We start from the raw sequence: 23,183 nt of genomic DNA, 5'->3' as shown, positions 1-23,183 counted from the left end.
TCAATGCGTATGCTTTATCCCGATCGGGATAAGGAGTGCATATGACAGACGAGCCAGGCACCAGCTCGGCAAAACTGCTGCTCTTCGGTGCAACCGGTGACCTCGCCCGGCGCAAATTGCTGCCGTCGCTGTTTGCGCTGCATGCCGACCGGCTGATCGCCGACAATCTGTGCATCATCGGTACTGCGCGTAGCCAGCTCAGCGATGACGACTATCGCGCCATGGCCGGTGAGGCGCTGCATGCCCATCTGCCCGATTTTCGTCGGGATGAGGACGAGATAGACGCTTTTCTCAAACGGCTTCGCTATCAGCCGCTCGACGCCTCGACGATTGAGGGCTTTGATGATCTTGCCGCCAAGGTCGGCGATACCGCGCAGGGCCTGTCGATCTTCCTGTCGACAGCGCCATTCCTGTTCGAGCCGACGATCAAGGGGCTGCAATCGGCCGGTCTAGCGGGTGGCAATGTGCGCATCGGGCTGGAAAAGCCGCTGGGCAACGACCTTGCCAGCAGCCGCGCCATCAATGACGCCGTGATGCAGGCTTTCCCCGAGGAGCGGACCTTCCGCATCGACCATTATCTCGGCAAGGAGACAGTGCAGAATCTGATGGCGCTGCGCTTTGCCAATATGATGTTTGAACCGTTGTGGAATGCCAGCCATATCGACCATGTCCAGATCACCGTGTCGGAAACGGTCGGGCTAGAGGGGCGGCACGGCTTTTATGACGAGACAGGTGCACTGCGCGATATGGTGCAGAACCATATGCTACAGTTGCTGGCACTGACCGCGATGGAGCCGCCAGCGGAATTCGATGCCACCTCGATCCGCGACGAAAAGCTGAAGGTGCTGCGTGCGTTGCGCCCGGTGGATCGCGCTGAAGTGGTGCGCGGCCAATATGGTACCGGGGCCATCAATGGCGAGACCGTGGCCGGCTATGTCGAGGATCTCGACGCTGAATCGGATACCGAGACCTTTGTTGCCATCAAGGCGCATGTCGACAATTGGCGCTGGCAGGGTGTGCCCTTCTTCCTGCGCACCGGCAAGCGACTGGGGGAACGGCGCAGCGAGATTGTGATCCAGTTCAAATGCGTGCCGCACAACATCTTTGCCGGGCGCGGCGGGCGGCTGACCGCCAACCGTCTGGTGATCCGGTTACAGCCGGAGGAATATGTCCGGCTGCTGGTGATGGCCAAGGAGCCGCGGCTCGACCGTGACGCCGTGCTGCTGCGCGAAGTGCCGCTCGACCTGTCGCTCACCCAGGCCTTTGCCAGTGCCCAGCGGCGCATCGCCTATGAGCGGCTGTTGCTCGATCTGATCGAGGGCGACCCGACATTGTTTGTCCGGCGCGATGAGGTCGAGGCGCAATGGCGCTGGATCGATGCGATACGCGCGCTTTGGGATGACGGGGACAGCCCGAAAATCTATGCGGCCGGTGGCTGGGGGCCCAGCGCCGGTATCGCGCTTACCGAACGCGATGGGGTAAGCTGGTATGAATAGGGTTGTTGCCAGTGACCGTGCCATCACGATCATCGACAACGCCACAACTGACATGGTGGCCGATGCGGTGCAGGCGGCGCTGGGCAAAACCGGCAAATGCGCCATTGCTGTGCCCGGTGGCAGCACCCCGTTGCCGATATTTGCCGAACTGGCATCGCGTCCGATCACATGGGATAATGTGCTGCTGACGCTGGGTGATGACCGGCTGGTCGCTTGCGATCATCGCGCAAGCAACCATGGCCGCCTCGCCCATGCGCTGGCTGCTACCGATGCGGTGGTCACGCCGTTGCAAGCCCTTGCCCATCCGCCGCCGCGTTTCGACCTGATGTGGATCGGCATGGGCGACGACGGTCATATTGCCTCGCTCTTCCCAAGCGCGGATCCAAAAGCCGGGGGTGATCCGACGATTATCACCCTGACCCCTGACCCGCTGCCGCCCGAGGCACCCTATGACCGGATCAGCCTCAACATGGCGGCGATCAATAACAGCGATGCAATCATTCTGGTCGGCAAGGGTGCGGAAAAACGTGTGGTGCTCGATGCCGCGCTGACGGGCGAGAATGACCTGCCCATTGCCCGGCTGCTGCACAGCCCCGGTCCGCCCATAACCATTTACTGGAGCGCTGCATGAATCTGAATCCGGTCGTTGCCGATGTTACCGATGCGATTGTTGCGCGTTCGCGTGACAGCCGCGCAGCCTATCTGGAGATGATCGGCAAGGCCCGCGATGCCGGGGTGCACCGGCCGAAAATGTCGTGCGGCAATCTGGCGCATGGCTTTGCCGCGAGCGGCGATGACAAGGCAAAAATCCGCGCCGGTACAGCAATGAATATCGGCATCGTAACCGCCTATAATGACATGCTTTCGGCGCATCAGCCCTATGGCCGCTACCCCGAGCAGATCAAGATTTTCGCGCGTGAGAAAGGCGTCACGGCGCAGGTGGCCGGCGGGGTTCCGGCGATGTGCGACGGGGTGACCCAGGGCCAGTCGGGGATGGAGCTGTCATTGTTCAGCCGCGATGTCATTGCCATGGGCACGGCGGTGGCGCTGTCGCATGGTATGTTCGAGGCGGCATTGCTGCTTGGCATTTGCGACAAGATTGTTCCCGGGCTTTTGATCGGGGCGCTGCGCTTCGGCCATTTGCCGGTGATCCTGGTGCCCGGTGGGCCGATGCCATCCGGTCTGGCCAACAAGGAGAAGGTGCGGGTGCGCCAGCTCTTTGCCGAGGGCAAGGTCGGCCGCGAGGAACTGCTCGAAGCCGAGAGTGCCAGCTATCATGGCGCGGGCACCTGCACCTTTTACGGCACTGCCAATTCGAACCAGATGATGATGGAGATGATGGGGCTGCACATGCCCGGCGCCAGCTTCGTCAATCCTGGCCGCACGCTGCGCCAGAAACTGACCCGTGCCGCAGTGCACCGGGTAACCGAAATCGGCTGGGGCAATGAAGAACAGCCGGGCCATGATTACCGGCCTTTGGGCGAATGCGTCGATGAAAAGGCGATCGTCAATGCGGTCATCGGGCTGTTGGCCACCGGCGGTTCGACCAATCATGTCATCCATCTGCCGGCCATCGCCCGCGCCGCCGGTATCATCCTGAGTTGGGAGGATATGGACCGGCTATCCCAAGTGGTGCCGCTGATCACCAGCATCTACCCCAATGGCGCGGGCGATGTGAATCATTTCGCCGCCGCCGGGGGCATGCCGTTCGTGATCCGTGAACTGCTTCAGGCCGGGCTGGCGCATGGCGATATCCGCACCGTTTATGGTGACAGCCTGGCCGATGGCGCGCGCCAGCCGGTCGAGGATGATGACGGCGCGCTATACTGGGACGATGCACCCGGAGCGAGCGGGGACGAAGCGATGCTGCGCCCGGTTGCCAGCCCGTTCCGCAGCGATGGCGGGCTGAAAATGCTCAGCGGCAATCTCGGGCGGGCGACAATCAAAACCAGTGCCGTTGCCGAGGCGCGCTGGACCATCGAGGCACCGGCTCGGATTTTCGCCGACCAGCAACAGGTCGTTGCGGCGTTCGAGGCGGGTGAGCTGGATCGCGACACGGTGGTAGTGGTGCGGTTCCAGGGGCCTGTCGCCAATGGCATGCCCGAACTGCACAAGCTGAATGCACCGCTCGGCGTGTTGCAGGATCGCGGCTATCATATCGCCTTTGTTACCGATGGTCGCATGTCGGGTGCTTCGGGCAAGATTCCGGCGGCGATTCATGTCACGCCCGAGGCCGCGAAAGGCGGGCCGCTGGCCAGGCTGCGTGACGGCGATCTGGTGCGCGTCTGCGCCCATAGCGGCACACTCGAAGCGCTGGTCGATGCAGCGGACTGGCAGGCGCGCGAAACCGCAGCCCCGCCTACCGAAATGCCGGGAGTCGGACGCGAGCTGTTCGCAATGATGCGCCAGCATTGCGACCCCGCTGATCAGGGGGCTTCGGCAATGCTGGGGGCAGCGGGATTGTGAGCATGACCGAGATCATTACTGCCGATATTGGCGGCACCCATGCGCGCTTCGCCTTGGCGACTGTTACGCCCGGTCAGCCGGTGCGGCTCGATCATATCGCGGTCCGCCTTGTTGCCGATCATGCTACGCTGGCGGAGAGTTGGCGCGATTATGTTGTTTCACTCGACAGGATACCACCACGCAACGGCGCCATAGCCATGGCGGGGTCGGTGGCTGGTCAGGTGCTGGAATTCACCAATAATCCCTGGCAGATCGACCGCGCCACCATTGCCGATACACTCGATCTCGACCGCTGCCTGATATGCAATGATTTCGATGCGGTAGGCCATGCGGTGGCGCAGGGCGCGCCGCAGGATTTTGCGCCTTTGTGCGGACCTGGTACATGGCCCGATAACGGCGTCACCAGCATTATCGGCCCCGGCACCGGTCTCGGTATTGCCAGCGTATTGCGTCTGGAAAATGGTGCTTATCATGTCATCCCCACCGAGGGCGGGCATCTCGATTTCGCGCCGCTCGATGCATTTGAGGACAGGCTGTTGGCGCGATTACGTGACACGTATGACAACCGGGTTTCGATCGAGCGGGTAGTGTCTGGCCCCGGCCTCAAACCCATTTATGAAACACTGGCGGAGCAGGCAGGTGCAGAAACCCCCGGTCTCGATGACCGCAGCCTGTGGCAATCGGCACTTGGTGGTGAGGATCCCTTGGCATCGCGGGCGCTGGAGCGCCTGTGCCGGTCGCTGGGTGCGGTGACGGGCGATATCGCCATTGCCCAGGGTGCATCTGCGGTGGTGATTGCCGGCGGGCTTGGCGCACGGCTTGCCGGCCACCTGCCGCAATCGGGCTTTGCCGATCGCTTTATCGCCAAGGGTCGCTATCGCCAGCATATGCAGGGCCTGCCGGTCAGGCTGCTGGTGCATCCGCAACCCGGACTTTCCGGTGCAGCCGCGGCGTTTATGGCGCGTTACAGGGAAGAGAGCGCATGAGCCCGCCAGACGAACCTGCTATCGCCGCGATCATGCGCGCCGCGCCGGTCATTCCGGTGCTGGTGATTGACGATGCCACGCAGGCGGTGTCTTTGGCCGAAACGCTGGTCAGTGCAGGACTGCCGGTGATCGAGGTCACGCTGCGCACCAGCAACGCACTCATGGCATTGCGCGAAATGGCGCGGGTTCCGGGTGCGATTGTGGGCGCCGGTACGGTCACTGATGCCCGGCAGCTCAAGACCAGCCTCGATGCCGGGGCGCAATTTATCGTTTCGCCCGGCCTTACCGACCCGCTGGGGCATGCCGCCAGGACCGCCAATATACCGTTTCTGCCGGGTATCGCCACTGCGGGAGATATCATGCGCGGGCTGGATCTGGGGCTGAGCCATTTCAAATTCTTCCCTGCCGAGGCCTCGGGCGGTGCGGCGGCGCTCAGGGCATTGGCGGGACCGTTTCATCAGTGCCGCTTCTGCCCCACGGGGGGTATAAGCGCCGACAATGCCGCAGACTGGCTCGCGCTCGATCCGGTGCTGTGTGTCGGCGGCAGCTGGATCGCGCCGAAAATCATGCGGGGGCAGAAAGTCGATCTGGCGGCCTTAGCGGCACGCGCCAATGCCGCTGCAGCGCTGCGCCTATAGCCCGATCACTCGGCGTCGGGGTCTGCAGAGAGCGGCGAGGGCTGGACCACCCGCTCGCCTTCGCCGGTGCGCAGCTCGCGCGGCTCGAGAATCGCCGCGGTTTCGATGAAATCGAGGGCACGGCGCGCGGTGACATAGCGCTGGGCCAGCGCGATCCATTCGCGTGCCGGCTCCTGATTGGGCAGCCTTTGTACCTCTGTCAGTGCCCGTTCCACCCGCTCGGCCTCAAGATCGCGCGATGCCCGTTCGAGCAGCCGCGCCGGTGCGGGGGAGCTGGAACCTTCTTTGCGCAGGACAAACAGCTCGCGGGTTTCCCGGGTGACCATGGTCCACCAGTCCTCATCGGTCCGGGCGCCGGCCGCCGATGGCGAAATTTCCGCAAGGCCGGTGCGCAATTCGTCCATCGTCACAGGATTGCGCGATGCTTCTATGATCGTCGCCACCGCATTGGGCTGGGCCGCGCCGAAGCGCAGCTTGAGCTGGTCCTCAATATAGCCGAGCGGCGAACCGCGATCGAGCGCACGCCGTGCGGCAAAGGCGATCAGCAGCCCCTCGGCGCGGGCGGCGTTGCCCGATGCCGCCTGGGCCTGGACATTGATACGCGACAGTCGGTCTTCCAGTTCGGCAACGCGGCGCGACAATCCGCCACTTACCAGAGAAACATCGTTACTACTGGCTGCAGGTTCGGCCGGAGGCGGGCTGGCGACAGTGCCATCGGCCTGTATCCGCCGGTCGAGCTGGCGCACCGGCTCGCTCAATGCGACGGGGGTCTCGGCGCTTTCAGCCTCGGGTGATGCACTGTCACTGCCCAGCAGGTCAAAGCGCGACAGGGCCCATCCAGTGGCGATGCCGCCGCCGACAAAGGCAAGCAGTGCAAGAAAGATCAGCGGCCGCAGACCCATGCCCTTGCCCGAGCGCGACGAAATGGGTTCATAATCCTTGTTCATGAGCGTGCTTTACCAAGTCTCTTGTGAACAGACCGTGATGGCCGGTTAATACAGTTCAGTCCCTCTGGCACAATATTCGTGCCTGCGCCAGCATTGCCGCGTCATCGGGGCGATGTGCGATCTGCACGTCATGCCATGGGGCTGCAGCCGAATCGGCGGCGCGTTGGCTGATGGCGAGCAGCATATGGGATGAAGCGGTCAGTCCAAGCCGCAGCATTTCCGCTTCGACCGCTTCGACCGCCGCGCCGGAATAGGCCATGATCACCGAGGGACTGTCGAGCGCGTCGATTGCGCTTTCGGGCAAGTACTGAACGCGGGTTTCATAGCAGATGGCGGTGCTGATGCTGAGGCCGTTCCGTGGTTCGAGTGCGGTATGCGTGCTGCCGGTCAGGCGCAGTGCATGGGCATGGCCATCACGCACCAGCGCATCGACACAATCCTCCAGCCCGTTCTCGCCGGTAAAGGCCGGGGTGAAGCCACTTTCCCGCGCTGCTTCAGCGGTCTTGGCGCCGACGCAATAGGCAGGCAGGCCGGTCAGCATCGCCAGCTGCTCGCCGCCATGGCGCAGTATATTGGCGCTGCCGATCAGCAGCGAATCGCAACCTTTGGGGAGAGTCCATGGCACCGGTATGACGGTGAACAAGGGCGCTGCGACAGGGTCGAGGCCGGCATCACGCGCGGCGCTGCAACTGGCTGTCAGCCCGGGCTCGGGCCGGGTGATCAGCAGCGGTTTCACGATCCCGGCGGGTCGAACAGCCGGGTAATGGTTTCGGGCGCGGTGGCAAGCATCGACGCGGCGAGCCGGTCTACGGCTTCCGCGTCGGTTTCATGGTTGGCCCCGTCGAGCGCCAGTGTCTCGGCAACATGATCGCGGCCATCTTCGGAGTAGAGAAGGGCGCGCATGGCCTTTTGGCCATTTTGCGTTGCCACATGCGCCGCCACCGAACTGTGGCAGGAACCACCCAGCGCGGCGAGAAAGCGACGCTCGAGCATCACCGCATCATGCGTCGGTGCATCGTCGATAGCGCTCAGAAAGTCACGCAATGCGGCATTGTTGCTGCGGGTTTCGACGCCGATGGCGCCCTGCGCCGCTGCCGGTGTCCATTCATCGATCGCCAGCGGTGCACCAAGCCCGGTTTCGCCGAGACGGTCGAGCCCGGCCTTGGCCAGCAAGGTGACATCGGCGATGCCCGCTTCGAGCTTGGCCAGCCGTGTCGCGACATTGCCGCGGAACAGCACCACCTCAATGTCCGGGCGCAGGCTGCGCATCTGCGCCGCGCGGCGCGGCGAGCTGGTGCCGAATTTCGCACCATGCGGGATATCGCGGATCGAGTCGGCGCCGATCAGCATGTCGCGAGCGTCGGCGCGCGGCAGGATCGCGGCAATGGTGAACTGGTCGGGGCGGATGGTCTCGACATCCTTCATCGAATGCACCGAGAAATCGACATCGCCATTGTCGAGCTGATGATCGAGCTCGCGTGTCCAAAGCGCTTTGCCGCCAACCTCGCGCAGCGCCCGGTCGGTAATCTTGTCGCCGCTGGCCTCCGCGGCGCAAATGGCGATGGCACTTTCGGGCAGGCCATGCGCCCGGCACAGCCTGTCCGCAACTTCATGCGCCTGCGCCATGGCCAGCGGTGAACTGCGCGTACCCAGCCGCAGCGGTTGGTTTTCAGGCAATGCGGTGATGCCCCGGGCAGGAGCGGTGGTGTCATTCGTCATTTCATTATTGGTCCTAGCGCGGAACATCGTTAAGGGAAAGCGTCATGGCCTTGATCCTTGGCATTGAATCCAGTTGTGACGAAAGCGCGGCTGCACTGATCCGCGATGACCGCAGCATATTGGCGCACCGCCTTGCGTCGCAGGAAGCGGCACACCGCCCCTATGGCGGCGTGGTACCGGAAATTGCTGCGCGCGCGCATGTCGAGAGCCTGCCGCCGCTGATCGTCGGGGTGCTGGATGAAGCTGGCATCGCACTCGAGGATTGCGATGCGGTCGCGGCAACATCGGGGCCGGGACTGATTGGCGGGGTGATGATCGGCATGGTCATGGGCAAGGCCCTCGCCATGGCTGCGGGCAAGCCGTTCCTGGCGATAAACCATCTCGAAGGTCATGCGCTGTCGCCGCGACTCGATGATGCCAGCCTCGCCTTTCCCTATTTGCTGTTGCTGGTCTCGGGCGGGCATTGCCAGATTTTGCGGGTCAAAGGGCCGGGTGATTATGCCCGGCTGGCGACCACCATCGATGACGCGTTGGGCGAGGCGTTCGACAAGACGGCCAAGCTGCTCGGGCTCGGTTATCCCGGTGGTCCGGCGGTGGAGAGAATGGCGCTGGACGGTGACCCCGAAGCGGTGCCGCTGCCCCGGCCTTTGCTGGGATCGGACGAGCCGCATTTCTCCTTTGCCGGTCTCAAAAGCGCAGTGCTGCGCGCGGTGGAGAGCGGACGCCATGCCAGCGCCGATATTGCCGCTTCGTTCCAGCAGGCGGCGATCGATTGTGTCGTTGATCGGCTCAATCATGCGCTGCGCGCCATGGATGACGAAGCCCCGGTGACCCGGCTGGTGGTCGCCGGGGGCGTTGCCGCCAATCAGCGTGTGCGCTCGGCGCTGGAAATGCTGGCCGGAGACCATGGCCTTGCCTTTTCCGCACCGCCGTCCTGGCTGTGCACCGACAATGCAGCGATGATCGGCTGGGCCGGGATGGAGCGGTTTCTGACCGGTGACAAGGGTGATCCGCTTGACTTTCAGGCGCGGCCGCGCTGGCCGTTGGACAGCGCTGCACCGGCAGCGCGCGGGGCGGGGATAAAGGCATGAGCGATGCGCCGCAAATAGGCGTGCTTGGCGCGGGCGCATGGGGCACTGCCCTGGCGCAACTGCTGGCTTCGGATGGCCGTGCCGTGCGGCTCTGGGCGCGCGAGGTGGAGGTGGCTGAAGCTATCAATACGGCGCATGAGAATCCGGTCTTCCTGCCGGGCCAGCCGCTCTCCGCACAGATCACCACGACCGATGATCTGACCATGATGAACGGTCTGGAGGCGCTGCTGGTGGTCACCCCGGCACAGCATATGCGCAGCGTATTGCAACAGCTTGAAACGCCCGGCGCACTGGTGCTGTGCTGCAAGGGGATCGAGGCCAGCAGCGGCCGTTTCATGACCGATATTGCGAACGAGATATTCCCTGACGCGCCGATAGCGGTGCTTTCAGGCCCGACCTTTGCGCATGAGGTCGCGGCGGGAAAGCCGACAGCCGTGACCCTGTCCTGCACCGATGATGCGTTATGGGAGCAGCTCGCTCCGATGATTGCAAGGCGCCATTTCCGGCCCTATCGCTCGCGCGATATGATTGGTGCAGAGATTGGCGGCGCAGTGAAGAATGTGCTGGCCATAGCCTGTGGCGTGGTCGATGGGCTTGGCCTTGGGCAAAATGCACGGGCGGCGCTGATCAGCCGCGGCTTTGCCGAGATGGTGCGTTTTGGCGTCGCTTGTGGTGCCGAGGCAGAGACGCTTAACGGCCTGTCGGGCCTGGGTGATCTGGTGCTGACCTGCTCTTCCGAGCGCTCGCGCAATTTTGCTCTCGGCCGGTCGCTGGGCGAGGGCGAAAGCGCACAGGCGCTTATGACCGGGCGCACCACGGTGGCCGAGGGTGCGCATACCGCTCCCGTGCTGCAAAAGGTAGCGCAGGCGCGTGATGTCGATATGCCGATTGTCGATGCGGTGTGCACCTTGCTGAGTGGTGTCGCCGATGCCCAGAGCGTTGTCGAAGCGTTGCTGTCGCGCCCGCTGGGTGCCGAGTGACTCGGACGGAATGACGGATCGGCCATGAGCGACACCACCTCCTCTGCTCCGGACAAGCCATCGGGTGATCCACCCGGCGATGGCGATGCGGATATTTCGCAACTGGCCAAGGGTGGACGCACCAATTTCTTCGGCTTTTTGCTGCGACTGGCGGCGCGACTGCCGTTTCTGTTCATCGCCGGTCGGCTCTATGGCCCGGAGATTCTCGGCCGCTTTGCCTATGCGATACTGATTGTCGAACTGGCGGCGCAACTGGCGACGCTCGGCCTGCGCCGCGGCCTGGCCGAGCAGCTGAGCCGCACCGAACGGCCGCATGTCCATGTCGTTTTCGATGGTCTGCTGGTCAGCACATTGGCCTCGGCGCTCGCCGCGCTGGTGCTGATCGCTTTTCCCCAGGCGATGTTCCCCAATAGCCCGATCAACGATCTCGACCGGTTCCTGCCGTTGATCATCTTTGCCATTGTCGGCTCCGATGTCGCGCTGGCAGCGCTGGCCTATCGGTTCGATATCGCGTCGACGGTGCGTGCGCGTGCGATTATCGAACCCTGGACGATCAGCATCGCCGCGCTCGGCTTTTACTATTATTCCACCCGGGACGGGCTGATCCTGTCCTATGTCGCATCGATGCTGGCCGCACTGCTGGCCTCGGTGATTCCGCTGATCCGCAGCTATGGCCTGCCCATTGGCTGGCGACCCAGGCCGGTACAGCTGATCTTGCTGGCGCGGCAGAACATCCCACTTGCCGCTGCCGATGCGGTCGAATGGGGCAGCCGCCGGCTGGATCTGGCGATATTGGGATTGTTCGTGTCGCCCGCTGTGGTCGGGATCTATTATGTCGCACAGCAGGTGGCCAGCCTGCCGCAAAAGCTCAAGACCAGCTTCGACCCGATATTGGGGCCGGTCATTACCCGCAATCTCGAAGCGGGCCGGTTAAGGGACATTGCAGCGCAGGTCAGCCAGGTCGGCTTCTGGATCATCGCGGCCCAGGCCGGGGTGGCGTTGGCGCTGGCGATACCCGGCGAGGCGGTTATGGGTCTGGTCGGGCCGGAATTTGTGGGCGGTACCGGCGCGATGGCGCTGTTGCTGATTGCCGAGGTGGTGGCGGCGACCGCCGTAGTCAGCGAATCGGTGCTGGTCTACGTCGCGCGCCACCGTAACCTGCTGCTGTCGCTGGCGATGCTGGCGGTGCAGGCAGGGCTGAGTGTCGGGCTGATCCTGCTTTGCCACCAGCTTGGCTATGACGAGAAATTCCAGGCTGCAGCGCTGGCGCTGGCGCTGGCGCTGGCGCTTGGTTTCGCCTCGGTGGCCAAAGCACTGCTGCTGTCAAGGATATTGGGCGCACCGGTCAATGGCTGGCGCTGGGCACTGGTCTGGGCCACGGCGGTTGCTGCGGTGGTCGGCTGGGCCGCGACGCAGTTTCTGCCCGAATGGGCTGAACTCGCCTTTGGCGTACCGGCGATCCTCGGCATTTATGGCTGCGTGATCTGGTATAAGGGCTTTGGCGAGGCCGACCGGGTGCTGTTCCGCAAAAATTCCGATAAGCCGCAGCCCGCAGATTCCGCCTAGCCTTATTGTGTCGGCAGCTGTGCCGCGACCAGCTCGGACAGACGTGCTTCGGAGCGCGCACCGAAATGGCTGATAATCTCGGCGGCGGCAATCGCACCCATGGTCAGGCACTGGCTGACCGGGCGGCCATCGACAATGCCTTTCAGGAAACCGGCAGCGAACAGGTCGCCTGCGCCGGTGGTGTCGACGACTTTCTCGATCGGCTGGGCACGGACCGAGGCATATTCGCCCTGGTGCATTGCCACCGCGCCATCGGGGCCGCGGGTAACCGCCAGCGTCGGCACCTGTGGCGCAACCTTGGCGACGGCGGCATCAAAATCGTCGATCCGTGTCAGCGACTTGATCTCCACCTCATTGGCGAAAAGGATATCGATCCTGCCCTCATCGAGCAGCTGCTGGAAATCGTCGCGGTAACGGTCGATCACAAAGGCATCGGACATGGTGAAGGCGACTTTGCGACCGGCGGCGCGGGCCAGGTCGATGGCATGGAGCATGGCATTGCGCGGTTCTTCCGGATCCCAGAGATAGCCTTCGAGATAGAGGATACCGGCGCTGGCGATCAGCTCTTCATCAAGCGCACTGGCGGGCAGAAATTGCGAAGCGCCGAGAAAGGTGTTCATGGTGCGCTGGCCGTCGGGTGTGACCAGGATCAGGCAGCGCGCCGTCGGCGGCTCTCCCTCGCGCGCGGCGGTGGTGAAATCGACTCCGGCAGCGCGGATGTCATGCGCGAAAATCTCGCCCAGCTGGTCATTGGCGACTTGGCCGATAAAGGCGCAGCGTGCGCCAAGCTCGGCCAGACCGGCCAGTGTGTTCGCCGCTGATCCGCCGCTGATTTCCTGGGCCTTGCCCATATCGGCATAGATGTTCCGCGCCTGATCGGCGTCGATCAGCATCATGCTGCCCTTGGTCATCGCGTGCCGGGCGAGAAAGTCATCCTCGGCCGAGGCCATGACATCGACAATGGCGTTTCCGATGGCGAGGACATCATAGCGGGTATCGGTCATGGCGGGTCAATTCCTTCGGAAATGGAGCCGGGTGGCCCCTCGAGACAATGTTTCCGCGCGCCCTATCGGAGCGGTGCAGCCGGTTCAAGCGACAATTGCCGAAGCCTGTCGGCCGCCGGTCCAAAAGTGACGTGGAAAAGTACTGCCGGTCTTGACCTGTATCACTGTCTTGCTGCACTATGGCGCATATGATTATCGACGCCTTTTTTGCCTCGGTGCGCCAGATTGGTGATCGCGCCATATTGAAGATCCTCGCCAAATCGGCGCTGGTGACGCTGATATTCTTTATCGGCCTAGGCTTTGTTTTCTGGTGGCTGGTTGACTGGCTCACCGAAGCGCTGGTCGGCTGGATGCGGGCGCCGCTGGGGGAGTGGGCCTATATGCTCGCCTATCAGGAAGCAGCAGCAGGGTTTCTCGCCATTGCCATGGCACTGCTGGCCAGCTGGCTGTGGTTCCGTACCATTGCTGCGGCGCTGATCCCGATATTCGGTGATGATGTGGTCCGCGCGGTGGAACGCAAACATTATCCGCATGCCTTGGTGCGCGCGCATGAAATCAGCTTTGGCCATGGCCTGCGGCTGGGCCTCAAAAGCCTGTTGCGCACGCTGGGCTATAATCTGTTGCTGCTGCCGCTCTATATCATCCTGGCCTTTACCGCGATTGGTCTGCCGGTGATGCTGATCATCGTCAATGCGGTGCTGATCGGGCGCGATTTCGATGACATGATGCGCGCACGCCATGGCGAAGCTTTCGGCCTGCACAGCGAAGACATACCGCTCTTCCCGGCCGGCACACGCTTTCTGCTCGGCCTCATCACCGCACTGATGCTGACAATTCCGCTTGTCAATTTCCTCGGCATGATTATCGGTACGGCGATGGCGGCGCATATGGCGCAAAGCAAGGCGGTAAAGGAGCATGTCCGGGCCCAAACGCCCTGACCGCAATCCACCGCCTGCACGCAAGCGGGAGCGGCGGTTGACCATGAGCAGGGGATATTGCGGAAAGATCGGGCTTGTCACTGGTGTGGCGCTGGCGCTGGCGGGATGCGCGGCGGCCCCTGCTGCTGCACCCGTGCGTAGCGTCGCACCACCGCCGGTCGCGGCACCGCCACCGATAGACAGGCGCGGGCTTTCGGCGATACTCGACCGCAGCGATGATGAACTGGTGGCGCTGTTCGGCCCGCCGCGCCTTGACGTGGTCGAGGGTCCGGCGCGCAAGCTGCAATTTACCGGTGCGAATTGCGTGCTCGATATCTATCTCTATCCACCGGAACAGGGCGGCGAGCGCAGGAGCAGCTATGCCGATGCCCGCAATCTGCAGGGCGCAGCGGTGGACCGCGCCGCCTGTGTCGCGGCGCTGCGCAAATAGCCCGAACCTCCACCTTCAGGATTATAACGCGTAATCGAACCCGTTCTGCACCAGCTTTTGCCAGCGTTTCTGGCGGTGTTTGTAAAAGACCTTTGCGAACCCGGCGATTAGCGGTGTCAGCAGCCCGGCCTCGATGATCACCCGGTCGGTATAATGCGTACCGTTGCCATCGGCGCGGATTTCGATCCTGTGGTCCCAGCGTCTGATCAGCGGCCCATAGCCATTATCGCGGATCGCATGGACACCCGCCTCGGCTTCGGGGAAGCTGATGCGGATCGCTTGCCAGCCGACCGGCACAAAACCGAACAGCCACATCCATGCCCTGTACTCGCCCTCGGACCAGTTTTCGGGGAAAGGCTTGCCCGCCCTGGGGGTGAAGCGGATCAGCGGGCTGGCGATATAATCGAGCAGCTTCGAAGTACCGATATGCTGCCGAACTGTTTCCAGTGGCGCATCCAAATGGATGGAAAGGGTGACGGTACGTGGCATCACCCGCTCGGCGTCAGACAGTAAAGCTCTCGCCGCAGCCACAGGCACCGGTGGCATTGGGATTGTTGAACACGAACCCGGCGGTGAAATCATCCTCCTGCCAGTCCATGGTCGAGCCGATCAGATACATCACCGAAGCGCTGTCGACATAAAAAACGCCGCCGGGGGTTTCGATCTTCTCGTCAAACTTGGCTTCCTCGGTGACATAGTCGACCGAATAGGCCAGCCCCGAACAGCCGCGGCGCGGCGTCGAAAGCTTGACGCCAATCGCGTCCTCAGGCGCCTGCGCCATCAGCTTGGCTATGCGCTGCTCGGCGGCCGGCGTCAGGATGATGGCGGCGGGGGGCTTGCGGGTTTTGGTCGTCGTGTCGGTCATAATCGTTTTCCTTATCCCCCTCTCCTTCAGGGGAGGGGCTAGGGGAGGGGGATATCCGCTTGCACTACACTAAATGGACAGTCCCCTCTCCCAACCCTCTCCCCTGAAGGGGAGAGGACTATCCTCATAGCATACCCAGCTCTAATTTTGCATCATCGCTCATCTTGCCCGGGTCCCAGGGCGGATCCCAGACCAGATTGACCTCGGCATGGCCGACACCGGGCACCGCGCCAACCTGCATCTCGATTTCACCGGGCATGGTCTCGGCGACCGGGCAATGCGGCGTGGTCAGGGTCATGGTGACGATGGCATGCGCGTCTTCGGTAACCTCGACACCGTAAACCAGGCCGAGATCATAGATGTTGACCGGAATTTCCGGGTCGTAAATTTCACGCAGCGTCTCGATCACCGCATCGTACAGCGCGCCACCCGGCCCATCGGGAATCGCCTCGCCCGGCTGCTGTGCCAGAAAGCCTTCAAGATAGTCCTTCTCGCGCTCGCCTGCATTGGTCCGGCCCTCAGCCGTCTTCTCTGCAGCCAGCGCGGCATCGACGGTATCATTTACCCGCACCTTTTTGGGCGCTTCGACGCTGTCGACTTCCTCGACGCTGAATTTGGCTTCCTCGTTCATATGCCCTGCCTGCCTGTTGCTGCGCTTCATCCAAATATTGTCGCGACGCGTTTAAGGCCGTGCACCAGCGCCGCGACATCGTCCGCGTCCGAATAGAGACCGAAACTCGCCCGCGCCGTGGCGGGCACGCCGAGATAGTCCATCAGCGGCTGGGCGCAATGGTGCCCGGCGCGGATTGCCACCTGCTCTTCGTCCAATATGGTGCCGATGTCATGCGGATGCACCCCTTCCATGGTGAAGGAGAGAATGCCCGCTGATTGCTCCGGCCCGAGCAGCCGTATCGAGTTGATCTGGCTGAGTTGCTCACGCGTCTGCCGCACCAGCTCGGCCTCATGCCGGAACAGCTTTTCCGGGTCTAGCGCATCGACATAATCCACAGCTGCATGCAGCGCGATCACCTCGGTAATCATCGGCGTGCCTGCTTCAAACCGGCCGGGCGCGGGGGCATAGGTGGTTTTGTCGAAAGTGACCCGGTCGATCATCGCGCCACCACCCTGATAAGGCGGCATGGCGTTCAATGTCTCTTCATGCGCCCAGAGCACGCCGACACCGGTGGGGCCGTAAAGCTTATGGCCGGAAAAGACATAAAAGTCGCAGCCCAGCTCGGCCATGTTGAGCCGCATCCGCGGCGCCGCCTGACAGCCATCGAGCAACAGCTTTGCACCGACAGCATGCACGGCTTTGGCGGCGCGCGGCACATCGAGGATGGAGCCGAGAACATTAGAGACATGCGCCAGCGCCACCATTTTGTGCTGTTCGGTGAGGTTCGCCTCAAGCCAGTCGAGGTCGATCTCGCCATTTTCGGTCAATGGGCAGATATCGATATGCGCGCCCTTTTCCTCGGCGAGCAACTGCCATGGCACGATATTGCTGTGATGCTCCAACTGGCTCAGCATGATGCGGTCGCCCGCCTGAATATTCTGCCGACCCCAGCTTTGCGCCACCAGATTAATGCCCTCGGTCGCACCGCGGACAAACACGCATTCATTGGGGGATGCTGCGCCGATGAACCGCGCCACCCGCTCACGCGCGGCTTCAAACGCCATGGTCATATTGGCCGAACGGGCATAGACGCCGCGATGGACAGTGGCATAATCCTCGCCCATGGCGCGGCTCATCGCGTCGATGACCTGCTGCGGCTTCTGCGCTGAGGCGGCGGTATCGAGATAATGCCAGCGCTGGCCGTCCGCAGTGCTTAGGCCGGGGAAGTCGTCTCTTAAGCCCCTCCCGTTTACGGGAGGGGTTTGGGGAGGGAGTGCATGGTCAGAAGACCTTCCCCCAGCCCCTCCCGCAGGCGGGAGGGGAGCAGTTTTGACAGCCTCACTCAAAGGATCGCCTCCAGTGCCTCAAGTGCACGCCCCTCAATCGCTTCACGGGCCGCATCGTCTTCCACCGACACATAGGCGTCGGCGATAAACGCCTGCAGCATCAGCCGCTGTGCCGTGACCGGCTCGATGCCGCGCGAGGCCATGTAGAACAGCGCCTGTTTGTCGAGCTCGCCGACGGTCGCACCATGGGCGCATTGCACGTCATCGGCGAAGATTTCGAGTTCGGGTTTGGCATTGGCGGTGGCGGTGCGGTCAAGCAGCATCGCCTTGACCGACTGTTCGGCATCGGTGCGCTGCGCATCGCGGGCGACATTGACCTTGCCGAGAAACGAGCCGGTGGCCTTGCCGCCCAGCACCGAGCGGACCACCTGATTGCTGGTGGCTTCAGGCTCGGCATGGGTGACTTCGGTGACAATCTCCAGCGTCTGATCGCCAGTGCCGATAATCGCGCCGCCCAGCTCAAAATGCGCGCCCTTGCCCAGCGTCACTTCGATATGGATGCGGCCATAATCATTGTCCGCAGCAAGCAGATGCAGCGCCATCTCGGCCCGTTCTTCAAGCCGAACATCCAAATGGGTTATAGAAACACCGCCAATAGGCACGAGTTGGATAATCTGCCTCACCTGCTTATCGCCAGCGGGCACGATGATCTGCTCGGGCCCCTGCGGCAATTCACCCCAAACGGCTTCCAATGCCTTCAGGTCACCATAGCGCCAGCTCTCATCGCGGCGAGTGGGTAGGGGGAGGACGTTACTCATCGGCGTTCGGCTTTCATTTCGCGGCGCAGTTTCGCCAGCAATTTGGGTTTCTTGTCATCAATGCACGCCTTGATGACGGCGTCAGATGGATTGTCTTCATTGTCACGCACACATTTCGCGGCTGTTTTACAAAGGCGCTTGTCGAGGCGCAGACTGCCACTCGACTTGTCGAGCGAGCAGGTCAGATCACCTTTGGGATCACGCCCCACCATGACAGACAGGTTGTTCAGCTGCTGGCCGATGACAACAATCTCTGCATCCACCGACTCCGGTGAAGATTGCGATGCCGCCTGAAGAGACAGAAGGAGCGTGAGCAGAATCATGCGGCAATCGCCTCATAGCCCTGCTCTTCAAGTTCCAGCGCCAGTTCGGGGCCGCCCGATTTGACGATACGGCCATCGGCGAGGACATGGACATGATCAGGTTTCACAATGTCGAGCAGGCGCTGATAATGGGTGATCAGCAGTACTGCCTTATCGGGCTGGCGCATAATCGAATTGATGCCCTCGCCGACAATGCGCAGTGCATCGATATCGAGGCCGCTATCGGTCTCGTCGAGAATGGCGAGCCTGGGGTCGAGAATGCCCATCTGAACCATCTCGTTGCGCTTCTTCTCGCCGCCGGAAAAGCCGACATTCACCGCGCGCTTGAGCATGTCCATGTCCATTTTGAGCAGCGCCGCCTTTTCCTTGGCCAGCTTGATAAAGGCGCCGCCGGACAGCTCTTCCTCACCGCGCGCACGACGCTGGGCATTCAGGCTCTCGCGCAGGAATTGCAGATTGGACACGCCGGGGATTTCGACCGGATATTGAAAACCCAGAAACAGGCCCGCTGCAGCGCGCTCATGCGGGTCCATGTCAAGAATATCCTCGCCGCTAAAAGTGGCACTGCCCTCGGTCACCTCATAGCCATCGCGCCCGCCCAGCACATAGGAGAGGGTCGATTTGCCCGCACCATTGGGCCCCATAATCGCATGGACTTCGCCGGGATTCAGTTCGAGCGAGAGGCCTTTGAGGATTGTCTTGTCGCCAATGGCGGCGTGGAGATTGTCAATTTTGAGCATGGTCAGTCTTTCGTCTCGGGGGAGGCCGATGGCGCAGGTGTTAACGTTATGGGTGGTGGGGGCTTGGTCGCGGGGACACCCAACCGCCTTTTCTGGAAACTATTGTAGAATTCTGGGAAACGGCTGGCGGCATATCGATCGCCGGGGCTGTCAAGGCCGGACTGTGTGTCGAAGATATCAGCCATCCGCGCGCCGAAAAGCATGGCCCGCAGCGGCGCGATCTGCGCATCGGCCTGTGCGGCGTTCTCAAACACACCATCATCAAGCACTTTGGCACGGACAGCCTTGTCAAAGGCGGTGCGCTCTTCGGCGCACTCGACAAAGGCGCGATCAAACAGCCGGTCGGTCTCGTCAAAATCCTCATACAGCGTTGCGCCGCTAGCCGATATCACCCGCACACCGCATGAGGCATAGGGGGGCATTTGCGTGATCATGATGCGCGCCCATTCGGGCCGAGGCCTGCTGGTGATATCGCTGAGAAATTCCTGCGAATCGGCCATGATGCACATCTCGCTGCATATCGGTGTGCTGGCGGCGCCAGAGTCCGCCGCATATTCGTCTTCGCCCTGTGTGGTGGTGTACAGGAGCGGCAAGCGGCTGACGAAATAGGTGCTGGCAGGGGACAGGCTGCCGGTATCGTTATCGAAGCGGTTAGTGATCGCGCCGATAAACGCCATAGCGCGCAGCAGCGTGAACTGGTCGCGTGCTTCTTCGCTAGTGCTGAAATAGCCATTCTCGACCAGATAACTGCCCATGGCGGTGTCAAAATTGGCGCGTTGCTCTGCGCATGCTTCCGATGCGAGGGCAATCAGCGCATCGGTTTCGTCAAAATCCGCAAATGGTGTACGCTCGTCCTGCTCGATGGCCATGATCGCGCAGCTGGCATAGTCCGCCAGCTTCTCTGGTGCGACATCCGCCCATTCGGGCCGCCCCTCGGCCAGGTAGAGGGCAATTTGCGGCTGGCCGCTTTGCATGACGCACAGTTCATCGCAGGGTGCGGCTGACCCGGATACCGTTCCGAATAGAAGAAGTGCGGCCAGAATCACCCAACCGACCCCTCGAGCGAAATCGCCAGCAGTTTCTGCGCTTCGACAGCAAATTCCATCGGCAGTTCTTTCAGCACCTCTTTGGCGAAGCCGTTGACGATCAGGCCGACGGCGTTTTCCTCGTCCAGACCGCGCTGCATGGCGTAGAACATCTGATCATCGCTGATCTTGCTGGTGGTCGCCTCATGCTCGATGGTGGCGGTCGGGTTCTTGACCTCGATATAGGGCACGGTGTGCGCGCCGCAGGTGTCGCCGAGCAGCAGCGAGTCGCACTGGGTGAAGTTGCGGACATTCTCCGCCCTCGGGGCGACACGCACCAGGCCGCGATAAGTATTGTCCGACTTGCCGGCACTGATGCCCTTGGAGATGATGGTCGAGCGGGTGCCCGGCGCATTGTGGATCATCTTGGTGCCAGTATCGGCCTGCTGGTAATTGTTGGTCAAAGCCACCGAGTAAAACTCGCCGACACTGTCCTCGCCATTCAGCACACAAGACGGATATTTCCAGGTGATGGCGCTGCCGGTCTCGACCTGGGTCCAGCTGATTTTCGAGCGCCTGCCCTGACACAGGCCGCGCTTGGTGACGAAATTATAGATACCGCCCTTGCCCTCTTCATCGCCAGGATACCAGTTTTGCACGGTGGAATATTTGATCTCGGCATCGTCGAGCGCGACCAGCTCGACCACCGCGGCGTGGAGCTGGTTCTCGTCGCGCTGCGGCGCGGTGCAGCCTTCAAGATAGGAGACATAGCTGCCCTTGTCGGCAACGATGAGTGTGCGCTCAAACTGGCCGGTATTCTCAGCATTGATGCGGAAATAGGTAGAGAGCTCCATCGGACAGCGCACGCCTTCAGGGATATAGACAAAGGTGCCATCGGAGAACACGGCGCAGTTCAGCGCGGCGAAATAATTATCCTTCACCGGCACTACCTTGCCGAGATATTTGCGCACCAATTCAGGATGCTCGCGGATGGCCTCGCTGATCGACATGAAGATCACGCCGGCCTTGCTCAGCTCCTCGCGGAAGGTGGTGGCGACCGAAACCGAGTCGAACACCGCATCGACAGCAACCTTGCGCGCGCCCTTCACATTGGCGAGTACCTTCTGCTCTTCGAGCGGAATGCCGAGCTTCTCATAGGTTTCGCGGATCGCGGGATCGAGATCATCGAGACTGTCGAGTTCAACCTTCTTGGTCGGCTCGGCATAATAATATGCGTCCTGATAGTCGATCGGCGGCACGTTGAGTTTTGCCCAATCGGGGCTGGTCATCGTCTGCCAGATGCGAAACGCCTTGAGGCGCCATTCGAGCATCCATTCTGGTTCCTGCTTCTTGTTGGAGATGAAACGGACTGTATCCTCATTCAGACCCTTGGGCGCGAATTCCTGCTCGATATCGCTCGACCAGCCATGCTCATAGCTGCTGGCCTTTTCCGCTGCTTCCCAGGCATCGGGGTCGCGTTCGCGGCTGGCATTTTCACGCGCAAGGGTGTCATTATTATTATCGGTCATGTAGATGTTCCATCTTGGACGGAGAGGAAGAAGACGGTTCGGAAACAACGAGCCGCGGGGCAGCCCCGGGCGCGCGCACCAGATCGGCCAGCGTCACCGCGTCGAGCGCATTGCGGATCGAGCGATTGACCACCGCCCAATGCGGTTTGACGCTGCAGGTTGATTCGAGCATGCACTCGACATGACCGGGTTCGAGGCAGGACGTGACCGCAATCGGTCCGTCGACTGCCTCGACAATCTGGGTCAGGGTTATCGTCGCGGGCGGACGGGCGAGGCGAATGCCGCCACCGGCACCGCGTGTCGAGTCGATCAGTTCAGCCGCGGCGAGGCGGCTGACCAGCTTTTGCGCCGTCGGCAGCGGGATGCCGGTTTGCTCGGCAAGCTGGCGGGCGCTATGGCGGCCAGAGCTTTTGGTCGCGTTTTGCCCCGATCCGGCAGCGATGACGGCACGGGCGCCGCAATGGCTCGCAGCGGCACTCATCAGCACAACGGCATAATCGGCAAGACTGGAAAGACGCACAAATTCCTCGGTAAATCGGGGTCAGACATTAAATCAGACCAATTCAGTATGATTTATCAAATGACGTGTTTTGCGCCTTTTTGCAAGGAGATTCTGCTGCGCTATGCGGGATGATCCACTGTCAGGTGCGCGTGGTCAGAGCACTGATTTCGCCATCAAACTGGCTGCGCTGATCGATCATCTTGGCGATAATGCCCTCGCGATAGCGTATTTCATTGGGCGTCATACCGGCAAAGATTTTGAGCTCGCGGATCATGTGCGACTGGTCGTAAAAGGCATCGCGCAGATAATCGGCATCATCATCATTGGCATCGACCAGCGCCCGCGCGGCGCGCAGCGCGCGATATTTGCGCGACAGATATTTAGGCGACATGCCGTAATAATGCTTCACCTTGCGCGCCAGCTGCCGTGCCGACAGCGCGGTCTGTTCGCGCAGCTCGGGCACGCTGGGTGAGGGGTCGGCGGCGAGCCAGGCGTCAACGGTATCGGTGAAGGTCAGGATATCGGGCGACGAGGCGGCGACCAGCCGGCGCAACACCACATCGGCGCGCTTCGCCATCTCTTCGACGCAACTGCATTGCTGCAACGCATCGAGATGCTTGTGGATATCGGGGAAGAAATCGGTGGCGGAGATGGCGCGGTCGGTGATTTCTGCCGCCGAGCGCGATGTCACCGCGCCCCAGCCGGCGGGCAGCAGCCCCATGCCGAACATGCGGAACGGGCCAGTGATGGAGAAGCGATTGAAACCGGAGGTCGGACCGACCAGCACGGTGCCCGATGCATGGGTCTCGTGCCCGTCTGCAAAAGACATATCGGCTTCGCCGGTGAGAATGAAGCGGACCTGGGCCACGGCCGCGCGCTCTATGTCCTCGAACGCTTCGTCCGGACAGTCGAAATGATAATAAATCGACACATAGTCGCGCAGCGTTTCCGCCGGCGCATGATAATCGAGTGAAGGCATGCGACCCATCATGTTGGTTACGACCCCTGAGTCGCCTTATAACTCAGAAAACCAACAAAAAAAAGGCGACCCTGCCCTTACTTGCGGAAAAGCCGGGTCGCCTCAGTGAAAGAACCCCTTACGTGATGTATGGAGCCCTTCGGGTCGCTCCATCTATATATGTCGTTACATCCGGAGAATATTGGATGGATTCGCCATGTTTGCCGCGATGCCCGAAAAACATCGCCCGGCTTGCAGGGACC

General features: G+C 61.9%; 24 protein-coding genes and 1 pseudogene. 10 read left to right on the top strand and 15 right to left on the bottom strand.

All coding sequences use genetic code 11. The features are described 5' to 3' along the window. Nucleotides 1-41: 41 nt before the first annotated feature. From zwf to eda, 5 genes are read left to right on the top strand one after another with little or no spacing between them, the layout of a single operon-like run. Entirely contained in the window at nt 42-1,496 is a 1,455-nt protein-coding gene (gene zwf / locus AAFX04_13555) for a glucose-6-phosphate dehydrogenase (protein ID MEO1046461.1), read from the top strand. Next, the gene (locus AAFX04_13550) at nt 1,489-2,127 is read left to right on the top strand and encodes a 6-phosphogluconolactonase (protein ID MEO1046460.1); all 639 of its coding nucleotides are present in this window, start codon (nt 1,489-1,491) and stop codon (nt 2,125-2,127) included. Before zwf ends, AAFX04_13550 begins: the two co-directional genes overlap by 8 nt. Beyond that, on the top strand, nt 2,124-3,962 hold the full coding sequence (edd, locus tag AAFX04_13545) for a phosphogluconate dehydratase (GenBank protein ID MEO1046459.1): 1,839 nt from the start codon (nt 2,124-2,126) through the stop codon (nt 3,960-3,962). The genes AAFX04_13550 and edd overlap by 4 nt, the downstream gene beginning before the upstream one ends. Before the next feature lie 2 nt (nt 3,963-3,964). Beyond that, entirely contained in the window at nt 3,965-4,948 is a 984-nt protein-coding gene (locus AAFX04_13540; GenBank protein ID MEO1046458.1) for a glucokinase, read from the top strand. Further along, on the top strand, nt 4,945-5,586 hold the full coding sequence (gene eda / locus AAFX04_13535; GenBank protein ID MEO1046457.1) for a bifunctional 4-hydroxy-2-oxoglutarate aldolase/2-dehydro-3-deoxy-phosphogluconate aldolase: 642 nt from the start codon (nt 4,945-4,947) through the stop codon (nt 5,584-5,586). Before AAFX04_13540 ends, eda begins: the two co-directional genes overlap by 4 nt. A gap of 5 nt (nt 5,587-5,591) precedes the next feature. On the opposite strand, the gene AAFX04_13530 is transcribed toward eda, so the two are convergent. From AAFX04_13530 to hemC, 3 genes are read right to left on the bottom strand one after another with little or no spacing between them, the layout of a single operon-like run. After that, nucleotides 5,592-6,533, bottom strand: a complete 942-nt coding sequence (locus AAFX04_13530) for a hypothetical protein (GenBank protein ID MEO1046456.1) — start codon at nt 6,531-6,533, stop codon at nt 5,592-5,594. Between the two features lie 55 nt (nt 6,534-6,588). Beyond that, nucleotides 6,589-7,269 carry a uroporphyrinogen-III synthase gene (locus AAFX04_13525; GenBank protein MEO1046455.1) on the bottom strand — a complete coding sequence of 227 codons (681 nt, stop codon included), beginning with the start codon at nt 7,267-7,269 and terminating at the stop codon, nt 6,589-6,591. Continuing rightward, entirely contained in the window at nt 7,266-8,252 is a 987-nt protein-coding gene (gene hemC, locus AAFX04_13520; GenBank protein MEO1046454.1) for a hydroxymethylbilane synthase, read from the bottom strand. The genes AAFX04_13525 and hemC overlap by 4 nt, the downstream gene beginning before the upstream one ends. A 44-nt stretch (nt 8,253-8,296) precedes the next feature. On the opposite strand from hemC, the gene tsaD reads away from it, so the two are divergent. Genes tsaD through AAFX04_13505 form a run of 3 tightly spaced genes read left to right on the top strand, consistent with a single transcriptional unit; the run spans nt 8,297 to nt 11,889 of the window. Continuing rightward, nucleotides 8,297-9,343, top strand: a complete 1,047-nt coding sequence (gene tsaD, locus AAFX04_13515) for a tRNA (adenosine(37)-N6)-threonylcarbamoyltransferase complex transferase subunit TsaD (GenBank protein MEO1046453.1) — start codon at nt 8,297-8,299, stop codon at nt 9,341-9,343. Further along, the gene (locus AAFX04_13510) at nt 9,340-10,323 is read left to right on the top strand and encodes an NAD(P)H-dependent glycerol-3-phosphate dehydrogenase (GenBank protein ID MEO1046452.1); all 984 of its coding nucleotides are present in this window, start codon (nt 9,340-9,342) and stop codon (nt 10,321-10,323) included. Before tsaD ends, AAFX04_13510 begins: the two co-directional genes overlap by 4 nt. Nucleotides 10,324-10,347: 24 nt before the next feature. Then, entirely contained in the window at nt 10,348-11,889 is a 1,542-nt protein-coding gene (locus AAFX04_13505) for a lipopolysaccharide biosynthesis protein (GenBank protein ID MEO1046451.1), read from the top strand. A gap of 2 nt (nt 11,890-11,891) precedes the next feature. Here AAFX04_13505 and AAFX04_13500 read toward each other — a convergent pair whose 3' ends face one another. Then, a complete protein-coding gene (locus AAFX04_13500) occupies nt 11,892-12,893 on the bottom strand; it encodes an adenosine kinase (GenBank protein ID MEO1046450.1) in 1,002 nt (333 codons plus the stop codon). Between the two features lie 179 nt (nt 12,894-13,072). Here AAFX04_13500 and AAFX04_13495 point away from each other — a divergent pair, with 179 nt between their 5' ends. Further along, the gene (locus AAFX04_13495; GenBank protein ID MEO1046449.1) at nt 13,073-13,831 is read left to right on the top strand and encodes an EI24 domain-containing protein; all 759 of its coding nucleotides are present in this window, start codon (nt 13,073-13,075) and stop codon (nt 13,829-13,831) included. Further along, nucleotides 13,809-14,261: a hypothetical protein gene (locus tag AAFX04_13490; protein MEO1046448.1), complete on the top strand. Its 453-nt coding sequence runs from the start codon at nt 13,809-13,811 to the stop codon at nt 14,259-14,261. Before AAFX04_13495 ends, AAFX04_13490 begins: the two co-directional genes overlap by 23 nt. A 21-nt stretch (nt 14,262-14,282) precedes the next feature. Here AAFX04_13490 and AAFX04_13485 read toward each other — a convergent pair whose 3' ends face one another. The 11 genes and pseudogenes from AAFX04_13485 to AAFX04_13435 all read right to left on the bottom strand — a co-directional run bounded on the left by AAFX04_13485 (nt 14,283) and on the right by AAFX04_13435 (nt 22,953). Continuing rightward, a complete protein-coding gene (locus AAFX04_13485) occupies nt 14,283-14,750 on the bottom strand; it encodes a hypothetical protein (protein ID MEO1046447.1) in 468 nt (155 codons plus the stop codon). Nucleotides 14,751-14,763: 13 nt separating this feature from the next. Then, nucleotides 14,764-15,126 (bottom strand): iron-sulfur cluster assembly accessory protein, encoded by a 363-nt coding sequence (locus AAFX04_13480; GenBank protein ID MEO1046446.1) that lies wholly within the window; start codon nt 15,124-15,126, stop codon nt 14,764-14,766. A 124-nt stretch (nt 15,127-15,250) separates the two neighbouring features. Next, nucleotides 15,251-15,757, bottom strand: coding sequence for an SUF system Fe-S cluster assembly protein (locus AAFX04_13475; GenBank protein MEO1046445.1), 507 nt, complete (start codon nt 15,755-15,757; stop codon nt 15,251-15,253). Nucleotides 15,758-15,783: 26 nt separating this feature from the next. Beyond that, a pseudogene (locus AAFX04_13470) lies at nt 15,784-16,968 on the bottom strand (cysteine desulfurase). A 113-nt stretch (nt 16,969-17,081) separates the two neighbouring features. Continuing rightward, on the bottom strand, nt 17,082-17,843 hold the full coding sequence (locus tag AAFX04_13465; protein ID MEO1046444.1) for a SufD family Fe-S cluster assembly protein: 762 nt from the start codon (nt 17,841-17,843) through the stop codon (nt 17,082-17,084). Then, nucleotides 17,840-18,166 (bottom strand): hypothetical protein, encoded by a 327-nt coding sequence (locus AAFX04_13460; protein MEO1046443.1) that lies wholly within the window; start codon nt 18,164-18,166, stop codon nt 17,840-17,842. The genes AAFX04_13465 and AAFX04_13460 overlap by 4 nt, the downstream gene beginning before the upstream one ends. Next, nucleotides 18,163-18,906 (bottom strand): Fe-S cluster assembly ATPase SufC, encoded by a 744-nt coding sequence (sufC, locus tag AAFX04_13455; protein ID MEO1046442.1) that lies wholly within the window; start codon nt 18,904-18,906, stop codon nt 18,163-18,165. Before sufC ends, AAFX04_13460 begins: the two co-directional genes overlap by 4 nt. A 2-nt stretch (nt 18,907-18,908) precedes the next feature. Continuing rightward, nucleotides 18,909-19,880, bottom strand: coding sequence for a hypothetical protein (locus AAFX04_13450; protein ID MEO1046441.1), 972 nt, complete (start codon nt 19,878-19,880; stop codon nt 18,909-18,911). Nucleotides 19,881-19,948: 68 nt separating this feature from the next. Beyond that, nucleotides 19,949-21,460: a Fe-S cluster assembly protein SufB gene (gene sufB, locus AAFX04_13445; protein MEO1046440.1), complete on the bottom strand. Its 1,512-nt coding sequence runs from the start codon at nt 21,458-21,460 to the stop codon at nt 19,949-19,951. Next, complete coding sequence (locus AAFX04_13440) at nt 21,450-21,980, bottom strand: Rrf2 family transcriptional regulator (GenBank protein MEO1046439.1); 531 nt, start codon at nt 21,978-21,980, stop codon at nt 21,450-21,452. The genes sufB and AAFX04_13440 overlap by 11 nt, the downstream gene beginning before the upstream one ends. A 121-nt stretch (nt 21,981-22,101) precedes the next feature. Next, on the bottom strand, nt 22,102-22,953 hold the full coding sequence (locus AAFX04_13435; GenBank protein MEO1046438.1) for a helix-turn-helix domain-containing protein: 852 nt from the start codon (nt 22,951-22,953) through the stop codon (nt 22,102-22,104). Nucleotides 22,954-23,183 lie beyond the last annotated feature (230 nt).

This window comes from Pseudomonadota bacterium (genome assembly GCA_039818985.1).
Classification (GTDB): domain Bacteria; phylum Pseudomonadota; class Alphaproteobacteria; order Sphingomonadales; family Sphingomonadaceae; genus Alterisphingorhabdus.
This window is presented reverse-complemented; position numbering and strand designations above follow the sequence as displayed.

Excerpts from the sequence above, each read along its gene's own strand:
- zwf (MEO1046461.1), top strand. The coding sequence starts at position 42 with ATGACAGACGAGCCAGGCACCAGCTCGGCAAAACTGCTGCTCTTCGGT.
- AAFX04_13550 (MEO1046460.1), top strand. The coding sequence starts at position 1,489 with ATGAATAGGGTTGTTGCCAGTGACCGTGCCATCACGATCATCGACAAC.
- edd (MEO1046459.1), top strand. The coding sequence starts at position 2,124 with ATGAATCTGAATCCGGTCGTTGCCGATGTTACCGATGCGATTGTTGCG.
- AAFX04_13540 (MEO1046458.1), top strand. The coding sequence starts at position 3,965 with ATGACCGAGATCATTACTGCCGATATTGGCGGCACCCATGCGCGCTTC.
- eda (MEO1046457.1), top strand. The coding sequence starts at position 4,945 with ATGAGCCCGCCAGACGAACCTGCTATCGCCGCGATCATGCGCGCCGCG.
- AAFX04_13530 (MEO1046456.1), bottom strand. The coding sequence starts at position 6,533 with ATGAACAAGGATTATGAACCCATTTCGTCGCGCTCGGGCAAGGGCATG.
- hemC (MEO1046454.1), bottom strand. The coding sequence starts at position 8,252 with ATGACGAATGACACCACCGCTCCTGCCCGGGGCATCACCGCATTGCCT.
- tsaD (MEO1046453.1), top strand. The coding sequence starts at position 8,297 with ATGGCCTTGATCCTTGGCATTGAATCCAGTTGTGACGAAAGCGCGGCT.
- AAFX04_13510 (MEO1046452.1), top strand. The coding sequence starts at position 9,340 with ATGAGCGATGCGCCGCAAATAGGCGTGCTTGGCGCGGGCGCATGGGGC.
- AAFX04_13505 (MEO1046451.1), top strand. The coding sequence starts at position 10,348 with ATGAGCGACACCACCTCCTCTGCTCCGGACAAGCCATCGGGTGATCCA.
- AAFX04_13500 (MEO1046450.1), bottom strand. The coding sequence starts at position 12,893 with ATGACCGATACCCGCTATGATGTCCTCGCCATCGGAAACGCCATTGTC.
- AAFX04_13495 (MEO1046449.1), top strand. The coding sequence starts at position 13,073 with ATGGCGCATATGATTATCGACGCCTTTTTTGCCTCGGTGCGCCAGATT.
- AAFX04_13490 (MEO1046448.1), top strand. The coding sequence starts at position 13,809 with ATGTCCGGGCCCAAACGCCCTGACCGCAATCCACCGCCTGCACGCAAG.
- AAFX04_13485 (MEO1046447.1), bottom strand. The coding sequence starts at position 14,750 with ATGCCACGTACCGTCACCCTTTCCATCCATTTGGATGCGCCACTGGAA.
- AAFX04_13480 (MEO1046446.1), bottom strand. The coding sequence starts at position 15,126 with ATGACCGACACGACGACCAAAACCCGCAAGCCCCCCGCCGCCATCATC.
- AAFX04_13475 (MEO1046445.1), bottom strand. The coding sequence starts at position 15,757 with ATGAACGAGGAAGCCAAATTCAGCGTCGAGGAAGTCGACAGCGTCGAA.
- AAFX04_13465 (MEO1046444.1), bottom strand. The coding sequence starts at position 17,843 with ATGAGTAACGTCCTCCCCCTACCCACTCGCCGCGATGAGAGCTGGCGC.
- AAFX04_13460 (MEO1046443.1), bottom strand. The coding sequence starts at position 18,166 with ATGATTCTGCTCACGCTCCTTCTGTCTCTTCAGGCGGCATCGCAATCT.
- sufC (MEO1046442.1), bottom strand. The coding sequence starts at position 18,906 with ATGCTCAAAATTGACAATCTCCACGCCGCCATTGGCGACAAGACAATC.
- AAFX04_13450 (MEO1046441.1), bottom strand. The coding sequence starts at position 19,880 with ATGCAAAGCGGCCAGCCGCAAATTGCCCTCTACCTGGCCGAGGGGCGG.
- sufB (MEO1046440.1), bottom strand. The coding sequence starts at position 21,460 with ATGACCGATAATAATAATGACACCCTTGCGCGTGAAAATGCCAGCCGC.
- AAFX04_13435 (MEO1046438.1), bottom strand. The coding sequence starts at position 22,953 with ATGATGGGTCGCATGCCTTCACTCGATTATCATGCGCCGGCGGAAACG.